At 36.8% G+C, this 16023-nt stretch carries 15 protein-coding genes; 13 read left to right on the forward strand and 2 right to left on the reverse strand.

All coding sequences use genetic code 11. From position 1 onward, the window contains the following. Positions 1 to 11 precede the first annotated feature (11 nt). From ACIQXV_RS21295 to ACIQXV_RS21320, 6 genes are all read left to right on the forward strand, one after another. Positions 12 to 824 carry a CheR family methyltransferase gene (locus tag ACIQXV_RS21295; protein ID WP_402961897.1) on the forward strand — a complete coding sequence of 271 codons (813 nt, stop codon included), beginning with the start codon at positions 12 to 14 and terminating at the stop codon, positions 822 to 824. Then, a complete protein-coding gene (locus ACIQXV_RS21300; protein WP_402961899.1) occupies positions 766 to 2814 on the forward strand; it encodes a PAS domain S-box protein in 2049 nt (682 codons plus the stop codon). The genes ACIQXV_RS21295 and ACIQXV_RS21300 overlap by 59 nt, the downstream gene beginning before the upstream one ends. A 30-nt stretch (positions 2815 to 2844) precedes the next feature. Next, the gene (locus tag ACIQXV_RS21305; RefSeq protein ID WP_402961900.1) at positions 2845 to 3801 is read left to right on the forward strand and encodes a sugar ABC transporter substrate-binding protein; all 957 of its coding nucleotides are present in this window, start codon (positions 2845 to 2847) and stop codon (positions 3799 to 3801) included. Positions 3802 to 4126: 325 nt separating this feature from the next. Beyond that, positions 4127 to 6211, forward strand: coding sequence for a GAF domain-containing protein (locus ACIQXV_RS21310; protein ID WP_402961902.1), 2085 nt, complete (start codon positions 4127 to 4129; stop codon positions 6209 to 6211). A 263-nt stretch (positions 6212 to 6474) separates the two neighbouring features. Next, positions 6475 to 7731 carry an ATP-binding protein gene (locus tag ACIQXV_RS21315; RefSeq protein ID WP_402961904.1) on the forward strand — a complete coding sequence of 419 codons (1257 nt, stop codon included), beginning with the start codon at positions 6475 to 6477 and terminating at the stop codon, positions 7729 to 7731. 436 nt (positions 7732 to 8167) lie between these two features. Continuing rightward, positions 8168 to 9052, forward strand: a complete 885-nt coding sequence (locus ACIQXV_RS21320) for a DMT family transporter (protein WP_402961906.1) — start codon at positions 8168 to 8170, stop codon at positions 9050 to 9052. Positions 9053 to 9168: 116 nt separating this feature from the next. On the opposite strand, the gene ACIQXV_RS21325 is transcribed toward ACIQXV_RS21320, so the two are convergent. Further along, complete coding sequence (locus ACIQXV_RS21325) at positions 9169 to 9855, reverse strand: ArsR/SmtB family transcription factor (RefSeq protein WP_402961908.1); 687 nt, start codon at positions 9853 to 9855, stop codon at positions 9169 to 9171. A 90-nt stretch (positions 9856 to 9945) separates the two neighbouring features. Here ACIQXV_RS21325 and ACIQXV_RS21330 point away from each other — a divergent pair, with 90 nt between their 5' ends. The 7 genes from ACIQXV_RS21330 to ACIQXV_RS21360 all read left to right on the forward strand — a co-directional run bounded on the left by ACIQXV_RS21330 (position 9946) and on the right by ACIQXV_RS21360 (position 15307). Continuing rightward, complete coding sequence (locus ACIQXV_RS21330) at positions 9946 to 10260, forward strand: antibiotic biosynthesis monooxygenase family protein (protein WP_402961910.1); 315 nt, start codon at positions 9946 to 9948, stop codon at positions 10258 to 10260. Positions 10261 to 10349: 89 nt separating this feature from the next. Beyond that, positions 10350 to 10859, forward strand: coding sequence for a YfiT family bacillithiol transferase (locus ACIQXV_RS21335; protein WP_402961911.1), 510 nt, complete (start codon positions 10350 to 10352; stop codon positions 10857 to 10859). A 358-nt stretch (positions 10860 to 11217) separates the two neighbouring features. Continuing rightward, complete coding sequence (locus ACIQXV_RS21340; RefSeq protein WP_402961913.1) at positions 11218 to 12093, forward strand: alkaline phosphatase family protein; 876 nt, start codon at positions 11218 to 11220, stop codon at positions 12091 to 12093. A 125-nt stretch (positions 12094 to 12218) separates the two neighbouring features. Continuing rightward, complete coding sequence (locus tag ACIQXV_RS21345; RefSeq protein WP_402961915.1) at positions 12219 to 12662, forward strand: MarR family winged helix-turn-helix transcriptional regulator; 444 nt, start codon at positions 12219 to 12221, stop codon at positions 12660 to 12662. 50 nt (positions 12663 to 12712) lie between these two features. Further along, the gene (locus ACIQXV_RS21350; protein ID WP_402961916.1) at positions 12713 to 13654 is read left to right on the forward strand and encodes a ring-cleaving dioxygenase; all 942 of its coding nucleotides are present in this window, start codon (positions 12713 to 12715) and stop codon (positions 13652 to 13654) included. A gap of 15 nt (positions 13655 to 13669) precedes the next feature. Next, on the forward strand, positions 13670 to 14728 hold the full coding sequence (locus ACIQXV_RS21355; protein ID WP_402961918.1) for an LLM class flavin-dependent oxidoreductase: 1059 nt from the start codon (positions 13670 to 13672) through the stop codon (positions 14726 to 14728). Between the two features lie 12 nt (positions 14729 to 14740). Beyond that, the gene (locus tag ACIQXV_RS21360; RefSeq protein WP_402961920.1) at positions 14741 to 15307 is read left to right on the forward strand and encodes an NADPH-dependent FMN reductase; all 567 of its coding nucleotides are present in this window, start codon (positions 14741 to 14743) and stop codon (positions 15305 to 15307) included. A gap of 112 nt (positions 15308 to 15419) precedes the next feature. Here the strand turns inward: ACIQXV_RS21360 and ACIQXV_RS21365 are convergent, their stop codons facing one another. Continuing rightward, entirely contained in the window at positions 15420 to 15968 is a 549-nt protein-coding gene (locus ACIQXV_RS21365) for a flavodoxin family protein (protein ID WP_402961921.1), read from the reverse strand. Between the last annotated feature and the right edge of the window lie 55 nt (positions 15969 to 16023).

The following is a 16023-nucleotide window of genomic DNA, read 5'->3' on the forward strand; positions in this document are numbered from 1 at the left end:
CATCGAGCCAAATGATAGAAAATATTGAAATAGAATTGCTCCTTGAAGCGATATATCGTTATTACGGTTACGATTTTCGAAATTATGCCCGTTCCTTCATTCAAAGGAGAATTTTGCAACGTGTTCAAAAAGAAAATCTAATGAGTATATCTGCTTTACAGGAAAAAATATTGCGTGATCCAATCGTCATGAATGGATTATTTTCCGATTTTTCTATAAATGTAACTGAAATGTTTCGTGATCCTAGCTTTTTTAAGTCTTTGCGAACAGATCTCATTCCATTATTAAGAGATTATCCTGAAATTCGAATTTGGCATGTGGGCTGCTCTACTGGTGAAGAAGTGTATTCAATGGCCATTTTGTTACAGGAAGAGGGCCTATATGAAAAAACAAAAATTTATGCAACCGATATAAATACAAGTGTGTTAGAAAAGGCGAAGAAAGGTGCTTTTTCTTTAGCCGATATGCAGCTATACACAAAAAATTATTTACTAGCTGGTGGATCTAGGGCTTTTTCAGAATACTATAAGGTGGTTGCAGACCAAGTTGTTTTCCACCCTGCACTAAAAAAAAACGTGGTGTTTGCCGAGCATAATTTAGTAACAGACTCTTCATTTCATGAGTTTGATCTAATTATTTGTCGTAATGTCCTAATCTATTTTAATAAGGGGTTGCAAAATGATGTCCATCAGCTCCTCTATGAGAGCCTAAGTTTGTCAGGATTTCTAGGGCTGGGAAAAAGAGAGGGGATTAGATTTACAAGTTATGGAAACTGTTACGAAGAATTTAATGCAACAGAAAGACTGTACCATAAATTTAAATAGTACCACTACTCAAAAAGTAAATATTTTAATGGTGGATAATCATCCTGAGAATCTACTGGCATTGGAAGCGGTCCTCTCGTCTCCGCACTATAACTTAGTTAGTGCTACGTCAGGAAACGCGGCGCTGAAAAGTCTGCTTAAACAAGAATTTGCTGTTATTTTACTAGACGTACAAATGCCGGGACTAAATGGCTTTGAAACGGCTAAACTAATTAAGGCCAGAGAAAAAACAAAGCATACACCGATTATTTTCATAACAGCTATTAGTCAAGATATGGAACATGTTCAACGCGGTTACTCCGTAGGGGCAATTGATTATATCTTTAAACCATTTCAACCTGAAACATTGAAACAAAAGATAGAGAAATTTGTAGAAATCTATCAAAAACATAAAGAGGAAATTAGCAAGAGTGAGTTACAGCGTTCAGCTGAATTAAATGAAGTGAATAAAAAGTTAGATGAGACAACCTTGGATTTGCAAAGGACAGAAGCGTTAGCAAGGGTAATTAGTGAAACGTTACTCGATACGATTGTTACCTTTGATTGTCAAGGGTGTATCTTATCGGTAAATCCAGCTGTAAAAACGATGTTTGGCTATAGGGAGAATGAATTAGTAGGACAGCCTATCAGCAATCTTTTTCTTAAAGTGAGCGGAGAAGATGGAAATAGCTGTCCGGATTTGTTCTTTTCCTTAATTAATCTAAGTCTGGGTAGTGTAATTGAAGCGGTTGCATTAAGAAAGGATGAAAGCGCGTTTCCTGCGGATATCCAGATTGGTGAAGCAGCAGTAGAAGGTCAACCATTTTTTGTTTGCACCATTCGTAATGTGACGGAAAGAAAGCAGATGGAAGAAGTTAAAAAACAGCAATTCAATCAGATGGAGAAGATGGTAAAAGACCGCACATTAGAGCTTTTATTAGCAAACGAGCAACTGCAAATAGAAATTGAGGAACGAAAAAAGATTGCTGACCATCTTTTTGTTTCCCAAGAGCGGTTTCGGAAAATCTTTGAGTCATGTCCTAGCTTGGTGGCTCTTATTTCGTTAAAAGATAAAACCTATTTAGATGTTAATACAAGTTGGATAAACGTTACGGGTTATAGTTATGATGAATTATATCATCAAAAAATAAATTTACTCGATTTTATTGACGAACAGGGCGATAACTCTATTAATCTTGAACAGCCATTTCGTAGTAAAAAAATCCGCTATAAGACAAAACATGGTGAAATCCGTGCCGGTTTATTGTCTACAGAAATGATTGACATCCAACCTGAACCATGTATTCTGTTTGTTTTGACAGATTTTACGGAAAGGGTCCTTTTGGAAAGGGAGATGTCCAGGCTAGATCGGTTAAATTTAATTGGCGAAATGGCTGCCGGAATCGCCCACGAAATTCGCAACCCAATGACCACCGTTTATGGATTTTTGCAAGTCGCAAGAGGCAATCGCGAGGGGTTACCTAAAGAGATCGTTGACCTTATGTTGGAAGAACTAAGCAGGGCTAATTCTATTATTACTGAGTTCCTTAATTTGGCAAAAAATAAAGTGAGTTATAAAAAAGTTCAAAACTTAAATACAATTATTGAAGCATTATTCCCGCTTATTCAAGCTGAAGCCTTACGTTCGCGAAAACAAGCAGATCTCGATTTACATTATTGTCCTGATATCCCAGTAGATGAGAAAGAAATTCGCCAATTAATCTTAAATATTGTCTTAAATGGGCTTGATTCCATGTCATCTGGAGGAAAGCTGACGATCAAAACATATCCAGAAGAACAGGCAGTCATTTTGGAAATAAAAGATCAGGGGAAAGGGATTAGCCTGGAGATTTTAGAAAAAATAGGAACGCCGTTCTTTACAACAAAGGAAAATGGAACAGGCTTGGGCCTCGCGATTTGCTATAGCGTTGCAGAGCGGCATCAGGCAGATATTGACATCGAGACGGGAGACGAAGGGACAACCTTTTTCATTCGATTCAAATCAAACTAAGGAACTTCAAAATAGAAAAGGAAGGTTTGCATGTTAAAAAGGAGCAAGCTATTTCTTCTTACTCTTACTATTATTTCTGCAATTTTAATCGTTTTTAGCTATAAACAATTTGTCGATAAAAAGCCAAAGGTCGTCTTTGTATTGCGAGCGTTAGACAATCAGTATTGGGAAATTATTCGCGCGGGTGTCGAGCAGGGATGTAAAGACTTTAGGGTAGATGGTAAGATTATGGCACCGGATAATGATACAGCCGCAGAACAAATAAAGATGTTGGATAATGTTCTTGAAGAGCATCCAGATGTATTAGTTGTCTCTCCAGCCATTTCAGCTGATATTATTCCTAAATTAGAAGAGTTTGTCAAAAAGAACATTTCTGTATTGCTGATCGATACAGATGAACCTTCGGTAAATAAAGCGGCTTATATAGGTACCAATAACGTAGAATTAGGGCGAAAAGCAGGGGCATTGATGGCCTCAATGCTGCATCCCGGAGATAAAGTGGCTCTCATCGGCAGAGAATCACCCGTGGAAAGGGAACGGATAAAAGGTGCTAAAGCCAGTTTAGAAGCTGCAGGGATCAACATACCGGCAGAAACGATAGAAATAGCAATTGATGATAAACAACAGGATCAAAAAGTGAACAAGGTAATGGAAACAATTTTGAAGATCCATCCAGATCTTAAAGGTGTTGTTACCTCAACTGATTATCTTGCTATTCCTGTGGTTAAGATTCTTCAGGAACAAGGACTTACCATGCCCGTTACAGGAGCAGATGGAATAAGCAAAATGGTTGAGCTAGTCGAAAAAGGGACATTAGCTGGTACAGTAGCACAAAACCCCTATGATATGGGATATTTAAGCGTTGAAGCTGCATTAAAGGTGACAAAGGGAGAAGCGATAAAAAGGAATATTGATAGCGGTGTCGATATTGTCACGAAAGATAATGCGAAAGAGAAGCTGGACTTCTTGAAAAAGGTGTTGAAGTAAAATACTCATTAGCCTACGGTCATTCCTGGGGTCGCTTCCCGTTACTGGAGTTATTAGAAGAAATAATAGAAGAAAGTCTTTTGAAAATAACTAGAATTGATTGTGATGTCTGAACCCCTTGCCTTTGAGTCTCTTTTTTTATATATTTAATTGTTTAGTATCTTTTCATGAAATTCTTTATTCCTTATATTAAATTAATGCAAAATATGTAAAATAAGAGGAGAAAGAGGACATGAATTAAACTTGAAAATAACAATAGGCCATAATTATTAACGGGAATTTATAATGTTAATTGTATTATGCTCTATGATTGGAGACCGTGTAAATGTTAAGGGAACAGACGAGATATTCTCGCCTTGCGAATATAACGAAAATAATAAATACAAAGTTAGAACTACGAGAAGTTTTACAGCATGTAACAACGGCCATATCTGAAGAAATTGTTCAATGTAATGCTGTTGGTATTTATTTACCCCAGGAAGATGGAACGTTCAGAGGATTTGCAGGAAAACCGGATATCATAAATGGTATGACGCTTGATATGCAGGTAATTGAACCTGAACAAGATCTATTGGCAAGAGAGGTTATAGAAACCAAAAAAACCATCTACATCGCTGATACCTCTAAGGATAATCGGCCGGATCCGAGACCAGTCGAGGCCTTTAAAATTAAATCCTTATTAGCTCTCCCTATCTCAGTTGAACAAGAGTTATTTGGTCTAGTTTTTTTATTTGATTATGGAACTCCAATGAATCTAACAGAATCAGAAATTCAAAGTGTCGAAGCTTATGTGAATATGGCTGCAGTCGCAATACAAAACGCGAAAAATTTAATACAAAAGGAAAACCTTATTGCTGAAAAGCAGTTGTTACTTGATGTTACAAGTGATTTATCGAAGTGTTCCTCGATACAGGAGTGTCTTGATAAATGTTTTTTCTACTTAAGAAAGACTTTAGATAGCAATAATTTAGCTGCCCACCTCCTAGATCCGCTAGACAAAAACTCAATTAGATCAACGAAGTTAAGTAAAGATAGTGATTGGACAGAAGCAGATTGGATGGAGATCCATAAAGCCAAAAGCTATGAAGCGATGATCCAAGAGGTTATTCATACAAAGAATGTAATTATCATCCCAGATGTATTTACAAACGAAAGACTAGACCATGATGTTTGTCGGAGCTTCAAGATTAAGGGTCTACTTATGATACCATTGGTTTCAATGGGAGAAGTTTTAGGAGTAATTGCTGATGTCAAATTACAGAGAAAAGATCTCAATTACCTTGAATCCCAAATTCAACTGGCAAAATCTATCGTTGATGCCACAGCCCCTACATTTTCAAACCTGCAATATATGGACCGACTTGAACACATGGTGGAAGAGCGAACAAGGGAACTAGCTGCTGCTAATGAAAAAGTTACAAGTGTCATTGAAAGTATTACGGATGGTTTCTTTGCTTTGAATAAAGAATGGAAATTTATTTACTTAAATAAACATCAACATTTACCACCAATAAAAAACACAAAAGATGTTTTAGGCAAGAATATATGGAACGTCTTCCCGGAAGCGGTTGATACGGCCTTATATAAAGAATTTCATCGGGCGATGATAGAGCGGATACCCGTCCAATTCGAAATATGTTCAGCCTCAGACGAATATTGGCACGAAATAGTAGCTTACCCGTTTGATGAGGGCATCTGTTGTCTTTCTAAAAACATTACGGGAAAAAAGAAATATGAGAAGGAATTGAAAAGGTTATCCAGCCTAGAATTAATAGGACAAATGGCAGCAGGTATTAGCCATGAGATTAGAAATCCAATGACAACGGTACGTGGATTCTTGCAGGTATTAAAAAAAGAGGATGAATTTGCGAAACATAATGATTACTTTAATTTAATGATTGAAGAACTTGACCGCGCAAATTCAATTATTACTGAATTTCTCTCAATGGGCAATACAAGGACATCGGATTTACAAATGTTAGATTTAAATTCAATTATTCATGATATTACTCCATTAATTAAAATTGATGCATTTAATCAAAATAAATATATTCATGTCGGTACTAAAGACATCCCAGAATTACTGTTAAATCGTAATGAGATACGGCAATTATTAATAAATCTATACCGAAATGGCTTGGAAGCAATGAGCACAGGGAAAGTTCTATCTATCAGAACCTACAAAGAAGATGATTGTGTAGTTCTTGCAGTGCAGGACCAAGGAGAAGGTATTAGGCCAGAAATTTTAGAAAAATTGGGCACGCCATTTTTTACTACCAAAGATAATGGCACTGGCTTAGGATTAGGCATATGTTATGCCATTGCTGCTCGTCATAATGCAAAAATTGAAATTCAAACAGGATCAGAGGGCACTACTTTTTTTGTTAAATTTAATGGTTTTAAACAATGAATCTAAGGCGGTAATATACAAATTTAGAAATGTATATTAGCGCTTTTTTTGAGAGCTTCACTTACGATACACCCAATAGTTAAACAATCGATTCCGAGCAATTGTAGTCTTTTAGTAATGAGAAGAGAATACGTTGTAACAGAAATTCTTTTGATTCTATTTTTTATTTCCTGCTTTTTTTATAAAAAACTGTATATAATTATCTTAATCTTTTATACCTTCTTACTTTTTAGAACTTATCACTCAATTTAGGGGCGTTGAGCATGGGGATACAGACACTATTATTAAATGCATTCATTATTATCCTTTGTATTTTTTTCTATCAAATATTTTGGTTAGATAAAGATGGAAAAGAAGTACGTAATAATGTATTAATTTCCATTCTTTCATCTATTGCGATCGTTCTTTGTATGACGTTCCCCTTTAGGCTTGATTCCGGATATATATATGATTTAAGGCTTATCCCAATCCTTTTAGCCGTTCTCTATGGTGGTTTTAGGAGCTTTACTTTCATCACCTTTGTATTTCTTTTATACCGTTTTTACTTGGGCGGAAACGGATTTTTCCCTGCAGTTATTGTATATTTTATGGTCACTTCCATTATTCTGCTAGGACAATATTTTTTAGCTGATTATTTTATAAAAAGAAAAATATTGTTCAGCACATTGCTTATTTCTCTTTGCACCATTTCCTTTTCCATCTTCGCTTTAATGAACCAATTGAGGATAAGTGCTAAAACTCAGCCTGAGTTTATTCACTTTTTATCCAATTTTATAGTAATCAATATTCTTACTGTTTTGTTATCTCTTTATCTAATTGAGGGAATGATAGAAAGGTTTAAAATGAAAGAAAAAATTCACCGGGCCGAAAAATTTATAGTGACTAGTGAATTAGCTGCGTCTATAGCCCATGAAATAAGAAATCCCTTGACTACTGTATATGGATTTATACAGATGCTTAGTAAAAACGAAATCTCCGAAACACAAAAGGGTGAGTATGTGCAAGTCATGCTCATGGAGCTAGATAAAGCGCAACTCGTTATTAACGATTATTTATCCCTTATAAAACCACAAATCGTTGTGAAAGAAGTAATAGATATTAGACCTATTGTCCATGAAGTAATCGATGTTATTTTACCGCTGGCTAACCTAAATAATGTTAAAGTTGAAAGCGATAATTTATATTCCCTTTATATAAATTCCAACGTCGTTAATATAAAACGGTGTTTAATTAACATTGCCAAAAATGGGATTGAAGCCATGACTAATGGAGGAATACTACGAATTAATGTGAAAAAGATAAAGAATAATATTGTGATTGATATTATTGATTCAGGAATTGGAATGTCGCCTGAGGAGATCAAGCGAATCGCTATGCCGTTTTATTCTTTAAAAGAGAAGGGAACCGGGCTGGGCACTATGATTTCATACGGTATTATTAAAGAATTAAACGGAGATATCGAAATAAAAAGCGAAAAAGGAAAAGGAACACGGTTCTCTATTATTATTCCTTCTTCATAAAAGATGTCGATATGGCAAGATTCCTTTAAGGGGTAGAACAAGCAAATCGTATACAAAAAAAAATAAACAATGTTATTATAACCCCGTTCTTCCTCAGAATGGGGTTTTGCAAATTTAAATTACCTATGTGCCTCCTTAAAAAAATATTTTAAGCATATTAATCCATACATAAAAATAATGAAGCAACTGTTACAAGAGGGATTGCCTGCTTCCTATATTACAGAAGTAATAATGGATCATTCATCCTTCTTGAATTTAAAAGGAGATATTTCTATTTTTCTAGAATAAATAAGTCTAAATAATTCTGGTAAATATATTATAGCTATTATCATTTTTAAATTGTCTCCATCTACATTCCATATTTCGATAATAGCTGAAGTATTCAGCAGTTATAATAGCCATAGATTGGTCATTATAATATGCAGGGAGATAAAAAATGAATACTTTCAAATTTACATCGTTGCTACTTTTAACAACATTTTTAATGGGTTCTTCTTTTGCTGTAGTTAAAATTGGTTTGCCTTATTCGTCCCCATTGTTATTAGCAGCATTACGCTTCACACTTGCTGGAATCATAATGGCAGTAATCGTTATCGTTTTAAAAAGACCACACCCAACATCTAAAGGAGACTGGATAAAAATAGTTATTATTGGTGCTTTACAAACAGCAGGTGTTATGGGTTGTATTTTCTTGAGTTTAAGGACTATTACAGCAAGTGAATCCTCCATTCTTACATTTACGAACCCGTTATTGGTTGTTGTATTCGGCACCATCTTTTCAAAAACACGCTATAAACATTATCAATGGATAGGTGTTTTGTTAGGGTTAATAGGGGTAAGTATTACAATGGGGGCGCAAATTGAATTTAAGAGTGGCATTCTTTTCGGAATTTTTTCTTCTGTATCTTGGGCAATTTCGACATTATTAGCTAAAAAATGGGGAGCGTTTTTCGATACATGGGTTCTATCCGCCTATCAAATGCTTTTTGGAGGATTACTACTTTTACTTGGCAGCTTTATTCTTGAAAAACCCGTTTTCATTTTGAACAGTAATTCCTTATCCATTTTATTATGGTTAAGTATTATGTCCTCTATTGTTCAATTTGCTGTTTGGTTTTATCTTTTACAAAACGGTGATCCTGGAAAAACAAGTGTCTTTTTATTTTTGGCACCTTTCTTCGGTGTATTATCTGGCTGGTTACTATTAGGGGAGCCGTTATACCCTGCACTCATAGTGGGTGGATTTTTTATTATTACTGGTATCTTCCTTGTAAATAGCAATTTCCAGCAGAAAAATAATCTAGTTAATAGAAGTTTATAATAAATGAATTGTTTGATCTAAGCGTTCAAGCACAAGAAAAACCCTCTCATTGTGTATAGAAAAAAGAAAGAAATTCTAATCTGGATATTATGGAGAGGGTTTTATTCAGAATTAAATTATACATTTATAGAAAAAACCTGATTAAATCCTTCTTTCCCTTTTTCTGTGATTTTTACAGCGCGAATAGATGGAACTCGAACGATCCAACCTAAATCAAAAAAATGTGTAAGAAGTCCTTGCCCTAAAGCGCCAGCAAGATGATGATGACGCTCACTCCAGTCTAGGCATATGTGAGAAAATGAGCGCCGTTTTCTTTTTAATTCACTTAAATCAATACCGAAATCAGTAAAGAACTGTTCTCCTTTAGGTGTAACGGCAAGTTCTCTTTCTTCTTTTTTCAAATAACCAGCGTTCAACATCGATTCGGTTAAATCAACTCCTAATTTTCCAGCTAAATGGTCATAGCAAGTTCTGGCTTTCTGAAGCAATTTTACTTGGCTAGATTGTTTTAACGAACGCACTTCAAGAGGAGGGGAAATTGCAAGAAACGATTCTAAAATACGTGCGATTTCACCATTGGCTAGCTGAAAATAACGATGGCGTCCGTGTTTTTCAACGTTAACCAGGTTACCTTCTACCAATTTAGAAAGGTGAAAGCTAGCCGTTTGAGGTTTTATCGCAGCCATAAAAGCTAATTCACTGGCTGTATGAAAACGCCCGTCCAATAAACTTGTTAGAATGGTTGCCCGCGACTTTTCTCCAAGGAGAGAGGCAATCTCCGCCACATTTGGATTTATACTCATTTTTATCAACCTTTCCGTATTTCATATTTCGATTATAGTTGAAGTGTCTATCGTATACAATGAATCATTACAAATCAAGGAGGGAACAGGATGAACCACTATTATGCAGTAATATTTACTTCTCGAAGAACAGAGGACGATTCAAAAGGATATGCAAGGATGTCAGACAAGATGGTAGAATTAGCTAGATTACAACCTGGATTTATTAAAGTTGAGAGTGCAAGAGATCACGAAGGACATGGTATTACCGTTTCTTATTGGGAATCGTTAGAAGCGATTCAAAAGTGGAAAGAGAATACGGCACATCAAGCAGCACAACAAAAAGGAAAAGAAACGTGGTACAGTAATTACAACGTACAGATTTGTAAGGTGGTAAGAGAGTATTCTTTTAATGGACAATGTTAAGAATGATTAAACTTTTAAAAGAATTTACTAGAAGGAGCAGAATGGATGTCTTTACTACAGAAGATAATATTGAGAAGTGAGGTATACATATGGTGAATGAAAGATATCCAATTGGTGAATTTGAATGTGAAGATATTATTTCTATGGCTCAAGTAGCAAAGTGGATTGAAGAGATACGAGTGCTTCCAAGTCAATTATCCGAAGTAGTAAGTGAATTAAGTGAGGAAGAGTTAAATCAGCCATATCGAAAAAATGGCTGGACGATTCGTCAAGTGATTCATCATATTGCAGATAGTCATACAAATAGTTATATTCGATTCAAATTGGCATTAACGGAAGATGCACCTACTATTAAGTCATACAACCAAGACGAATGGGCCAACCTGCCAGATTCTACTATGCCAATTTCTGTTTCTCTTAAAATCATTGATAGTTTGCATGAACGCTGGACTTATTTACTGCAAAGCTTAACTGCTGAGCAATTGAAACGAACATTTCATCATCCTGTATCTGGGCAAGTAACCCTTGAACGAAACATTGGCATTTATGCTTGGCATGGTCAACATCACCTAGCACAAATTAAAAACGCGTTGAAATAATTATTGTAATGAATAGGTAAGCTTAAAGGATGGATCAAACAATTAACCTATAGTTGAAGAAGGTAGAGGTTCGTATGGAAATTATTAAATTTCCTTTATTCGAGAGCTTGAGAATGCGAGCGAATATTTATGGCTATTTTGGCATTAAGATTACTCATTTGACAAAGAAAGAAGCGATTGAGACTGTTCAAACGTCTTTGAGTTTTTAAGTAATTGAATTTTGGGGTCAGTCCACCGTTGCATTAAAGGGACTGATCCCTTTTTACAATTTACAATTGTACTTGTCAGAGATGCTGGTCTTTTTAATGTTCTTTTGCTAATAATAAAATTAAGAACGGAAAAGAAAGAAGGCATTGATGTGTTTAGAAAATGGGGATTTCATCTTTTATTAGTCGTAATGATTGTAAGTGCTTGTGCACCAAGTCAGCCTAAGGATCACGCTCCGGCTGAAAAGAATATTCCTGTAGTGAGAAAGATTCCAAAAATTGATCATATCGTTATTGTTGTCGAGGAAAATCACTCTCAAAAAACGATTGAAGGGAATCCTTCTGCTCCGTATATCAATTCACTAATGAAGCAAGGCGCAAACTTCACAAACTTTCATGCCATTGAGCACCCAAGTCAGCCTAATTATTTGGACTTGTTCTCCGGGTCAAACCAAGGTGTTACAAATGATAAAGTACCAAAAACAAATTTTTCTACAGATAATTTAGCAAGTGAACTGATTGCTAAAAATTACTCATTTGTTGGCTATTCCGAAGACCTGCCTTCCACTGGCTTTAACGGGGCATCAACTGGTCCCGGAGGTTATGCCCGTAAGCATAATCCTTGGGTAAACTTTACCAATGTACCGAAAGAAGTAAATCAGCCATTGACAAACTTTCCAAAGGATTTTACCAAACTGCCAACGGTTTCATTTGTCATACCGAATCTTCGGAATGACATGCATGATGGAACGATAAAGGAAGCGGACGATTGGCTGAAGGAACAGATCGATCCTTATGTCCAATGGGCGAAAAATCATAACAGTTTATTAATTGTGACCTGGGACGAAGACGATTTTTCACAAGATAACAAAATTGCGACCTTTTTTGTCGGACCCATGGTAAAGATGGGCCAATTTGATGAAAAGTTAAATCACTATAATCTTTTAAGGACCCTCGAGGATCTTTACGGTTTAGCGCATGCAGGGGAAAGTAAGACGGTCGAACCCGTTATGAGTATATGGAAGTAACACATTAAAGTGCTATAAAGAAGCGCATCGAAGTAAGTTTATCTCAGATTCGAGATATTTACCTTGATTTATTTTCACTTGAGTGGTAAAGTGATATTGAGGTTAGCGAAGGGGAGGGAAACGATATGCGTAATAATACGCTAGGGTCGCTAATTTGGTTACGTCTAGTACGTTTTACAAACCTCAGTAACCAGTTGTCGAATGATTCTTTAAAGCCATTTAATTTAACCACAGCACAATTTGATGTGCTCATGCAAATTCATGTATATCAGCCGCTCACGCAAACGGAGTTAGCTGAAAAAGTAACAGTCACGCAAGGTGGTATTTCTCGTATGGTTGCCCGGCTTGAGAAGGAAGGCTATATTGTCCGCAAGCAAAATTGGAAAACGAAAACGATTAGCTTAACGGAGAAGGGTGAAGTAATTTTAGAAAAGGCCTTCCCTGTTCAACTTGCGTTTCAAACGTCATTTTTTGACGAGGTCTTAAACAAAGATGAAATAAAAACATTGTACACGCTAATGACACGTGTCCATAAACATAGTCAAAAAAAAGAATTACGACAGGAGTAATTTTTTTTACATCATCACTTGATTAGTCAAGTTAAAAAGGAGGAACCACAATGTATACCATTCCAGGACATCATCATATTTCGATGATTACAAAAAACGCGCAAATGAATAATCGATTCTATCAAAAAGTATTAGGGTTACGACGTGTGAAAAAGACCGTTAACCAAGATAATCCTTCGATGTATCACTTATTTTATGGAGATTTAACCGGTAGTGCAGGCACAGAGCTATCCTTCTTTGAAATGCCAATCGTTGGCAGAACTGTTCGCGGAACTAATGCCATTACCCAAATCGGCCTATTTGTCCCATCATTTGAAAGTCTGGAATATTGGAAAAGGCGCTTTGAGCTTTTAGATGTTAAACACGGTGAAATTACAACATATGCAGGACGGGCAGCACTTCCATTTAAGGATACCGAAGGGTTACGCCTTATGTTATTAAATAATAATGGTGAAAAAATACCAGAGCATTGGTTGGCATGGGAAGACTCCCTCGTCGAACAAAAGCATCGTATTTTAGGGATGGGGACTGTGGAAATAACCGTCCGCTATTTGGAACGTACGGCGAAAACGTTAAAGGATATGCTGGGCTACGTAGAAGTGACCCGTTCAGAAAAAGAGGCCGTTTATCAGTCTGTTTCTGGTCAGGCTTTTGGTGAAATTGTCCTGAAGCAGCAAGAGGGTCCGAGTGAAAAACCGGGACACGGCAGTATTCATCATTTGGCGATTCGTGTGAAAAACGAGGATGAGTTACGCCATTGGGAGGAAATGGTGAAAAAGCGTGGCTTCTATTCATCAGGCATTGTCGACCGTTACTACTTCCAAAGTTTATATTTCCGTGATTCAAATGGAATTTTATTTGAAATGGCCACAGATGGACCGGGATTTACAGTTGATTCAACAGTGGAAGCGTTAGGGGGAAAATTAGATTTACCACCATTTTTAGAAGAAAAACGGACAGAAATTGAAGCAAATTTAAAACCACTTGATTAAGGAGAGAGAGTAGCCATGAAACAATATCGCATTGATCCAAGCAAAGGATTGGAATTCGGTTTATATTCGATTGGTGATCATACACCAAATCCTTTTACAGGAAGTCGGATTAGTGCCGAACAACGTATCAAGGAATTAATTGAGGCAAGTAAGCTGGCAGATGAGGCAGGCCTAGATGTATTTGCTGTCGGTGAAAGTCACCAAGCGTATTTTACCACCCAAGCACATACGGTCATTTTAGGTGCGATTGCCCAAGCGACAAAAAAGATTAAAATTGCCAGCTCGGCAACGGTGTTAAGTACGTCAGACCCCGTTCGTGTGTATGAAGATTTTGCGACACTCGATTTAATCTCAAACGGTCGGGCTGAAATTGTTGCTGGCCGTGGCTCACGCGTTGGGGCCTATAGCTTGCTCGGTTATGATGTACGCGATTATGAAGAATTATTTGAAGAAAAATTGGAACTTCTGCTGAAGTTAAATGCCGAAGAAAAGGTAACATGGGAAGGTCAATTCCGGGCACCACTGGAAAATGCGTCCATTCTTCCACAACCTCAAAATGGCCACATGCCGATTTGGCGTGCTGTAGGCGGCCCGCCTGCAAGTGCCATAAAAGCGGGGCATTCTGGTGTACCGATGATGCTGACAACCCTTGGCGGCCCAGCAATAAATTTTAAAGGATCTGTAGAGGCATATCGTGAGGCACTAGAGCGAAGCGGTTTTGACCCAGCGGCATTGCCAATTGCGACAACAAGCTTATTTTATACGGCAGAAAATTCCCAGGATGCCCTTCGAGAATATTATCCACATCTGAATTTAGGCATGCAGGCGTTAAGAGGCGGCGGCTATCCAAAGCAGCAATTCGCACAGGCAACAGACTATCGTGATGCGTTAATGATTGGCAGCCCGCAGCAAATAATTGAAAAAATGCACTATCAATATGAACTATACGGTCAACAGAGATTCATGGCCCAAATTGACTTTGGCGGCGTGCCATTCGATAAAATTGCGAAAAACATCGAATTGATTGCAACAGAAATTTTACCTGCGGTAAGAAAATTTACAGCAAGGAAATAGGAGGGACATAGAATGAAAATAGTCGGATTATCAGGTTCAAAGGTTGGTTCTAAAACGAGAACTGCAATGAACTACACATTCAAATCAATGAGTGAAAAATATCCAGAGGCAGAACTTACCCTGATTGATCTTGCAGAATTCGATGTTGAGTTTAGCGATGGGCGGAATTACTGGGAATATGAGGGCGACACAAAGTATGTGACAGAAACGATCATGGCAGCAGATGCCATCATTATTGGCACACCCGTGTTCCAAGCATCAATCCCAGGTACATTGAAGAATATATTTGATTTACTCCCAGTAAATGCATTTCGCGATAAAGTTGTCAGTATGCTTGTGACGGCTGGGACACCAAAGCATTATTTAATGGTAGAACAACAATTAAAACCGATTTTGGCTTATATGAAAGCACAAATCGTTCAGACGTATGTTTTTATCGAAGAAAAGGATTTTTATCGAAAAGAAATTACCAATGATGATGTGCTATTCAGAATCGAGCGTTTGGTCGATGATACAGCTGTATTAACGGACACATATAAGCGTATTCGCGAAGCAAAAGAAGCAGAATACGATTTTTAATAAAGACTTTAGGATTTATTATTAGCTATTTGGACGAAGAAATGAAATTAAAGTTGAATAATAGAAACATGGTTCAGTCCCCCGTTGTGTTAATGCAGCGGGGGACTGAACATTAGTAAGAATCTTTTAATTTTTTTTGTAATTGAGCAGCTGCATATAAAGCATTCTTATCATCTAAAATATCCCCAGGTTTATTGCCCTCTCCAATTATATACCCTTCAAATGAGATTCCCATAAAATCAAAGATATGCTGAAATTGTTGAATCATTGGCAATCCCTTTACGTATGGATCATCCCCGCCAACCGAAATTACATAAGCCTTTTTTTGTGCCAGTTGCTTTTTGAAATCAGGGTAATTTGCATCTCTCATTGTTTGTGACCAGCGATCAATAAAATTTTTCATTACACCCGACATGCTATACCAATAAATAGGGGTAGAAAAAATGAGAATGTCGTGTGGCAAAATCCGATCAATAATGGAGTTATAATCGTCAGCTACATCATGGAATCCTCCTTCTGCGTGGCGTCCGTCTATAATGGATTGAATCCGATAATCCCGCAGATATACCTTTTCTGCCTGTAATCCTTGAATGACTTGATTTGTTAGTGTTTCGGAGTTTCCTTCCGGGCGGGATCCTCCATATAAAACAGCAATCGTCATATTCAATTCACTCCTTAACGTATCTTTTAATATAATCATTCATATTTTATAATGA

The organism is Neobacillus sp. NPDC097160 (assembly GCF_044762155.1).
Taxonomy (GTDB): Bacteria; Bacillota; Bacilli; order Bacillales; family Cytobacillaceae; genus Neobacillus.

What these genes read in the sequence shown, in the direction of transcription:
- ACIQXV_RS21310 (WP_402961902.1), top strand. Translation starts at nt 4,127, where the DNA reads ATGTTAAGGGAACAGACGAGATATTCTCGCCTTGCGAATATAACGAAA.
- ACIQXV_RS21355 (WP_402961918.1), top strand. Translation starts at nt 13,670, where the DNA reads ATGAAACAATATCGCATTGATCCAAGCAAAGGATTGGAATTCGGTTTA.
- ACIQXV_RS21330 (WP_402961910.1), top strand. Translation starts at nt 9,946, where the DNA reads ATGAACCACTATTATGCAGTAATATTTACTTCTCGAAGAACAGAGGAC.
- ACIQXV_RS21295 (WP_402961897.1), top strand. Translation starts at nt 12, where the DNA reads ATGATAGAAAATATTGAAATAGAATTGCTCCTTGAAGCGATATATCGT.
- ACIQXV_RS21360 (WP_402961920.1), top strand. Translation starts at nt 14,741, where the DNA reads ATGAAAATAGTCGGATTATCAGGTTCAAAGGTTGGTTCTAAAACGAGA.
- ACIQXV_RS21315 (WP_402961904.1), top strand. Translation starts at nt 6,475, where the DNA reads ATGGGGATACAGACACTATTATTAAATGCATTCATTATTATCCTTTGT.
- ACIQXV_RS21300 (WP_402961899.1), top strand. Translation starts at nt 766, where the DNA reads ATGGAAACTGTTACGAAGAATTTAATGCAACAGAAAGACTGTACCATA.
- ACIQXV_RS21325 (WP_402961908.1), bottom strand. Translation starts at nt 9,855, where the DNA reads ATGAGTATAAATCCAAATGTGGCGGAGATTGCCTCTCTCCTTGGAGAA.
- ACIQXV_RS21345 (WP_402961915.1), top strand. Translation starts at nt 12,219, where the DNA reads ATGCGTAATAATACGCTAGGGTCGCTAATTTGGTTACGTCTAGTACGT.
- ACIQXV_RS21365 (WP_402961921.1), bottom strand. Translation starts at nt 15,968, where the DNA reads ATGACGATTGCTGTTTTATATGGAGGATCCCGCCCGGAAGGAAACTCC.
- ACIQXV_RS21350 (WP_402961916.1), top strand. Translation starts at nt 12,713, where the DNA reads ATGTATACCATTCCAGGACATCATCATATTTCGATGATTACAAAAAAC.
- ACIQXV_RS21320 (WP_402961906.1), top strand. Translation starts at nt 8,168, where the DNA reads ATGAATACTTTCAAATTTACATCGTTGCTACTTTTAACAACATTTTTA.
- ACIQXV_RS21305 (WP_402961900.1), top strand. Translation starts at nt 2,845, where the DNA reads ATGTTAAAAAGGAGCAAGCTATTTCTTCTTACTCTTACTATTATTTCT.
- ACIQXV_RS21335 (WP_402961911.1), top strand. Translation starts at nt 10,350, where the DNA reads ATGGTGAATGAAAGATATCCAATTGGTGAATTTGAATGTGAAGATATT.